Origin of the sequence: Pseudoalteromonas sp. SMS1, assembly GCF_021530565.1 — a bacterium.
GTDB lineage: Bacteria > Pseudomonadota > Gammaproteobacteria > Enterobacterales > Alteromonadaceae > Pseudoalteromonas.
The window spans coordinates 1-7,342 of sequence record NZ_JAKGBI010000042.1 but is presented as its reverse complement, the minus strand read 5'-3'; the positions used below and the strand labels follow the sequence as shown (position 1 = coordinate 7,342).

General features: G+C 41.9%; 1 protein-coding gene. It reads left to right on the top strand.

Translation table 11 applies throughout. The features are described from left to right. The coding region (locus L1286_RS23755) for a non-ribosomal peptide synthetase (RefSeq protein WP_235409504.1) at positions 1 to 7,342 on the top strand (7,342 nt) is incomplete at both ends.

The following is a 7,342-nucleotide window of genomic DNA, read 5'->3' as shown; positions in this document are numbered from 1 at the left end:
GGTTGTTGCGCAGCTACAGCAATGTGAGACAGAGAACCGCAAGGTTGCAGGGCTACAATCCACTCATCTTGCGTATGTGATTTACACTTCTGGGTCAACCGGTAAGCCAAAAGGGGTGATGGTAGAGCACCAAGCTTTTGCTAAACACATGCACTTTTGCCAACAACATTATGGCATAGCAGAGAAAGACAGAGTGCTTCAGTTCTCTACAATAAACTTTGATGCTGCACAGGAACAAATATTTAGCAGCTTACTTCATGGCGCAGTACTATACCTTCGCGCTAATGACCATTTGGGTTCTGATGAGTTCATTGACTTTCTTCATAGCAACCAAATTACCTTTGCTGATATCCCTCCGGGTTACTTTCAAAAAGTGTTCTTGTCTTTGGATAAAACTGATCATCGCCTTTCTCAGCTTGCAGTTAAAACGTTTGTATTAGGTGGCGAATCTTTCAATTACGAAGTTATTAGCCTTTGGAAAGAATTGCCATTTGATGCTGCGCTCTTTAATGCATATGGACCTACAGAAGCTGTCGTAACGACCTCTCTTTATTTGTTTAGTAAGGATCGGAATACAGAAAAAGTTGCTATAGGAAAGAGTAACTTGGGCCGCAAATACTATGTACTAAATAATGATCAGCTTGCGCCTAAAGGCGCTTCTGGTGAACTCTACATTGGTGGGCATGCCCTAGCGAGAGGTTATCTAAATCAACCTGAATTGACAGCTGAACGATTTATTGAGAACCCGTTTGCTACGGAACAAGACAAAGCCAATGGGAACGCGCGATTATATAAAACGGGGGATCTAGTTCGCTATTTATCAGATGGTAATTTGGAGTTTATTGAGCGAGCTGACGAGCAGGTGAAGATCCGTGGGTTCAGGATCGAGTTAGGTGAGATAGAAACTCACTTATCTGAACTAAAGGGAGTCTCTGCCGCGACAGTATTGGCCGTCGAGAATGAATATCAAAATAAGCATCTAGTTGGTTACATTATCCCAGAGTCAAATGTGGGCGATGAAAGTGCTTGGTTGCAAGCAGTTAAACAAGAATTAAGCAAAGTGCTGCCAGAGCATATGGTGCCATCTGCATTTTTGTTACTTGAAGAGTGGCCACTGACGCCAAATGGTAAAATTGATAAAAAGGTACTTGCTCGTAAAAATGTTGTGGTTAGTCAAAGTGAGTACATTGCACCTAAAACCACTACGGAATATGGATTGGTAAGTATTTTCGCCAATTTACTGAATAGAGATGTGGAGGCAATTAGCAGAACGGCCAATTTCTTCGAGTTGGGAGGGCATTCACTACTTGCTATTCGGTTGGTAGCCATGATTAAGGCTCAGTTTAATATTAACCTGCCGCTCAAGTCAGTTTTCGAATCACCTACAATTGCGTCTCTGTCTGCTGTATTAGATGAAGCTGACTTGATAGAACAACCTGTCGCTATAACACCTATTACTCGCGGTGAAAATGGAGAGATGTTGTCATTTTCACAACAGCGCCTATGGCTTCTTGACAAGCTTCAGGGGGGCAGTACTGAATATAATATGCCAGTCGCGTTACACGTTGATGGACCTTTTAATATCAAGGTTGCAAATCAGGCAATGCAGCGAGTAATAGAGCGTCATGAAGTATTACGTACAGTATTCGTTGAAGGTGATGAAGGCACTGTACAAGTTATCCGAGAGCAAGTTGATTTCTCATTTATTTGCAAAGATTTGAGTATGCTGGCGGGTGAAAAACAACTCGCTGCTACCAAGCAGCTAATTGGTGAAAATGCGAGCACTGTTTTTGAATTGAGCAAAGATGTAATGGTGAGAGGCGTCTTTATCAAACTATCAACCAACGCAGAACTGCCACGGGGTATTGTGCTGTTCAATATGCACCATATCGCGTCAGACGGCTGGTCAATGGGGATTCTGATCAAAGAATTCAGTGAACTATACACGGCCTTCGAAAAGGGAGAAAACGATCCTTTAGCACCTCTTTCTATTCAATATGCCGATTATGCGCATTGGCAAAGGCACTGGCTTAAAGATGAAGTGCTCGAGAATCACCTTGATTATTGGACTAATCAATTGGCGGATTTACCCATTGTGCATGGCTTGCCGTTAGATCGTGCTCGCCCTAAAAAACAAAGTTTTTCTGGGGCTATATATCATGATCAGATTAGCTCTGATGTACTGCAAAAACTAAAAAATATTTATAGCCAGTCTGATAGTACCCTATTTATGGCGTTACATGCGGTATTTTCCGTATTATTGTCTCGATATAGTAATGAAACAGACATTGTTGTTGGCAGCCCTATTGCGAATCGAGAGCAGGAAGAAGTGGCTAATCTTATTGGCTTCTTTGTAAATACTTTAGTATTGCGCAGTGACTTGTCTAACAACCCTAGTTTTAATGAGGTGTTGGCTCAAAGTAAAAGAACGCTTTTAGATGCATATACTCATCAACAAGTGCCATTTGAGAAACTGGTAGAGGTATTACAGCCAGAGCGTAGTTTAAGCCATAGCCCATTATTTCAAGTCACCTTGGTTCTGCAAAATAACGACGAAGGTGAACTGGAATTACCGAACTTAACTCTGAACCCGATTCCTCAAGAAGATGATTTCGTTAAATATGATCTAACGTTGGTTGTAACTGAAAGTGATACGAACCTACAGTTAGAATGGAAGTACAATACAGATTTGTTTAATGCTGAAACGGTAGAGCGTTTAGCATCACATTTTGAGCTACTTTTGACAGGTATGGTGAATACGCCTGATGTGGATGTATTTTCCATCGATTTCTTATCTTCAGAGGAGACTCAGCAACAATTAATTGACTGGAATGATCATGTTGCTAACTATCAGCAGAATACATGTATTCAAACGCTGTTTGAGCAGCAAGTAAAAGCTAACCCTCAAGCAATAGCAGTGGTAGCAGATGGTAATCGTTTAACCTATGCCGAATTAAACCAACGTGCAAATCAACTGGCCCGCTACTTAATCGAAGAAAGAGACGTTACCCCTGATACTTTAGTTGGGATATGTGTTGAGCGTTCGCTTGATATGATTGTTGGTATAATGGGTATTTTAAAAGCAGGGGGCGCTTACGTCCCTCTGGATCCTGAGTATCCTGGATCACGTTTATCCTATATGCTGAATGATGCGAGTCTGACCACTGTATTGACTCAATGCAAACTAAAAGGGGAAAGCCCCATTCCTGAAAGTCTTGCTGTCTTTATAGACTCCGAGGAACTAAATCAGCATCTTACTAAGCTTAGTACTGAAAACTTATCAGACAATGAGTTACTACTTAAGCCTCATAATTTGGCATATGTTATTTATACATCGGGTAGTATGGGTGAACCTAAAGGTGTTTTGGTGCCTCACAATAGCCTTGTTGCGTCAACGCTAGCTAGAGTTAACTATTACACTCAAAAAACACAATCATTCCTACTACTGAGCTCCTTGAGCTTCGATAGTTCTGTCGCTGGAATTTTTGGCACGCTTAGTTGCGGTGGACAGCTGATACTTCCAAATAAAGAAGCGTTGTCTAATTTGCAAGCGTTGGCTAATTTGATATCGGCACAGTCAGTAGATAGCTTGCTAACTGTGCCATCTCTTTACAAAGAAATACTCTATGTTGCTAAAAACCATCAAGGGCAAATAGGGTCGCTTAAATATGTCATTTTGGCTGGCGAGCCTTTGCCTCCAGCAGTTGCTAGAGAGCACTTTGACTTCTTTAATGATAATTGTCAGTTAGTCAATGAGTATGGCCCTACAGAAACAACCGTTTGGGCATCATGTTATACAGTGACGCCTGCAGATCTGAACAAGCCAACCATGCCGATAGGTAAATCCCCGAGTCTGGGGCAGCTGTATGTTTTAGACAAACAAATGAAAATATTGCCGATAGGTGTTGCTGGGGAGCTATACATTGGTGGTAGAGCGCTAACTCGAGGGTATCTCAACCGAAACGATTTGACCGAAGAAAAGTTTGTCAGCAATCCGTATTTTAATGAGTTAGATACAAGTAGTAGCGAGCGTTTGTATAAAACAGGTGACTTAGTACGTTATTTGCCGGACGGCAATCTAGAGTTTTTAGGTCGTATCGATCACCAAATCAAAATTAGAGGGTTCAGGGTAGAGCTTGGAGAAATTGAAAATCAATTACTTATGCAAGATGGGATCAATGAAGCTGTTGTAATTGCTTTGGATAGTGAGAGTGGTAATGGTGGCAAGCGACTAGTGGCCTACGTAACAACAGGCGATGCTTATCCACAGTCACCTGAAACAGCCGATGCATTAAGAATAGCATTAAGTAGAGAGCTACCTGATTACATGGTGCCTTCTGCCATTGTTGTACTTGCGAAACTCCCTCTGACGCCTAATGGCAAAATAGATCGTAAATCGCTACCACAACCTGATATGTCCGCACGTAAGCTGACCTATACTGCGCCAACTTCTGTGCTCGAAAAGCGCTTATGTATGATTTGGCAGGAAGTCTTAGAGGTTGAGCGAGTGGGGGTTACTGATAACTTCTTTGCTTTGGGTGGCCAATCCTTATTAGCGATACGAGTTGTTAATAAAATACAGGCAATTACCGGAGGAGTTGTACATGTTGTTATTTTACATGATAAGCCAACAATTGCCGAGCTAGTTGATTATCTTAAGAAAAACTATACCGAATCCCTCATAGAAAAAGGGTTGCTGGATGCTGCTAATATCACTTTGAAAAGCGGCATAGAAGGAGGGCTAAATGATAGCCACTTTGCACAAGTTCAGCAGCTCGTGCCGTCAGTTCCCAAAGCAATTATTGAACCTAACAAAAAGAATGGCAAAGCTATCTTTATATTGTCACCACATCGCTCAGGTTCAACATTACTTCGGGTTATGCTAGCTGGTCACCCCGAATTATTTTCTCCACCAGATCTAGAGTTATTGTCTTTTGACACTTTAAAACAACGTAATAAAGCCTTTACTGGCCGATTTGATTTTTATCAGGAAGGGGCGCTCAGAGCTGTAATGGAAGCAAAAGGGTGTAGTCTCGAAGAGGCCAAACAAGTGATGGCTGAATTTGAAGAAAAAGACTATACCATTCAACAGTTTTATCGTGAGATACAAGGGTGGATTGGTGACCTAGTACTAGTAGATAAATCACCTACTTATGCTTATCACCCTGAGATTTTGCAGCAAGCGGAGAGGATGTTTGAAGAGGCACACTTCATTCATTTAGTACGACACCCATATGGCATGATTACGTCTGCTGAACAAGTGAAATTAAATGTCGTGGCGTATCTTGATGAACATGAATATGACTCCAAAGAGCTAGGAGAGCTACTTTGGGCTGAGGCTCATTCCAACATTTCGACTTTCCTAGAAGAGATCCCTCAGAGTCGGCAACATAGGGTGGTATTCGAAGATTTAGTGAAAGATCCTGCGCGCCAAATGGAGTCGTTGTGTGAATTCTTGTCTATTGATTATGACAGGTCTTTAATCAACCCTTACGATGACACGGCAAAGCGAATGTCAGATGGTGTTCGTGAAGAGTCACGAATGTTGGGAGATGGTAAATTTCTTGGACATAAAAAGATAAAGAGTTCTGTAGGTGATGCTTGGAAACAGCAGGTAGAGGAAGACTTCCTCCACAGCCGCACCTGGAAACTAGCTCAAAAGCTGGGCTACAAAAAGCCTGTTTCTAAACCTATATATCCGCCTATTAAACCTATTGAGAGAGAAGGTAATCTACTTGAATTGTCATTTGCTCAGCAACGTTTATGGATGCTGGATAAAATTGATGATGGCAGTACGCATTACAACATTCCAGTTGCTCTGACTATTCGAGGTGAATTGAAACTCACTGCTTTGACAAATGCGATTAATTCCATTATTGCACGTCATGAAAGCTTAAGAACCAACGTTGTTGAGGGGGCTCATGGCGAGCCAGTACAGTGTGTTCATGCAGCATCAAACTTGGATATACCTGTTAGCGATATCTCTTTATTAGAAAAAAATGAAAAGCAGACAGTGCTTAGTGAGCTTATTGCATCGGAAGCCACCAAAGCATTTAACTTGAAAAATGATCTAATGCTTCGAGCTCAACTAGCGAAGGTAGCAGAAAAAGAACATGTGTTGTTAGTAACCATGCATCATATCGCTTCAGATGGCTGGTCTATGGGAATCCTTGTTAGAGAGCTTAGTGCGTTATATAACGCAAACGTGAGCGGCAACACAGATCCTTTAGCGCCGATGCAAGTGCAATATGTTGATTATGCCCACTGGCAACGCAATTGGTTACAGGGCGAAATATTGGAGGAGCAACTCGCATATTGGAAAGGGCAGCTCTCAGACATTCCGCCAGTACATAGCTTAGCACTTGATCACCCAAGACCAAAAAAACAAACCTTTGCTGGGGCTGTTCATCGGAGTACCACTAATGCGCTGATTTACAATGAGTTTAAAGCTTTGTATCAGAAAAAAGGGTGTACTCTGTTTATGGGCTTGCATGCTGCATTTTCTGTACTTTTATCTCGATACAGTAATGAGGTTGATATTGTTGTAGGTAGCCCAATTGCTAATCGGGAACAAGCAGAAGTGGCAGGCTTAATAGGCTTCTTTGTCAATACGTTGGTGTTGCGCAGCGATTTATCAAATAACCCGTGTTTTAATGACTTACTGGTTCAAAGCAAAGAGACATTATTAGATGCGTATGCGCATCAACAAATTCCGTTTGAAAAATTAGTAGAGACTTTACAGCCAGAGCGAAGCTTAAGCCAAAGTCCATTATTTCAAGTGGCGTTAGTATTACAAAATAATGAAATGGCAGAACTTGAATTGTCTGACTTGGATGTTCAATTGATTGAACAAGAGGATGTTATCGCCAAGTATGATCTGACATTGTCTGTTGTCGAAAGAGAAGAAGGTTTGCTTCTTGATTGGGAGTATAACACGGACCTTTTTGAAGCAACGACTATCGAAGGGTTTGCAAAGCATTTTGATTTATTGTTGGCAGAACTTGTTAATACACCTGATAAATGTGTGTTTGACGTCAATATGCTACCAACAGAGTCTATCAAGCGCCAGGTGATTGAATGGAATGACACCGAGTGTGCGTATCCACAGGATGCGTTGATCCACACCTTGTTTGAGGCACAAGTAGAGAAGACGCCGGATGCAACCGCCGTTGTATTTGAGGGCGCGTCACTGAGCTACAGCGAACTCAATACCAGAGCAAACCAATTAAGTGATTACTTGGTAACAACACGTCAAGTGGGTCCGGACAGTTTAGTGGGGATCTGTGTGGAGCGTTCCATGGACATGGTGGTGGGTATCCTCGGTATTCTAAAAGCAGGGGGC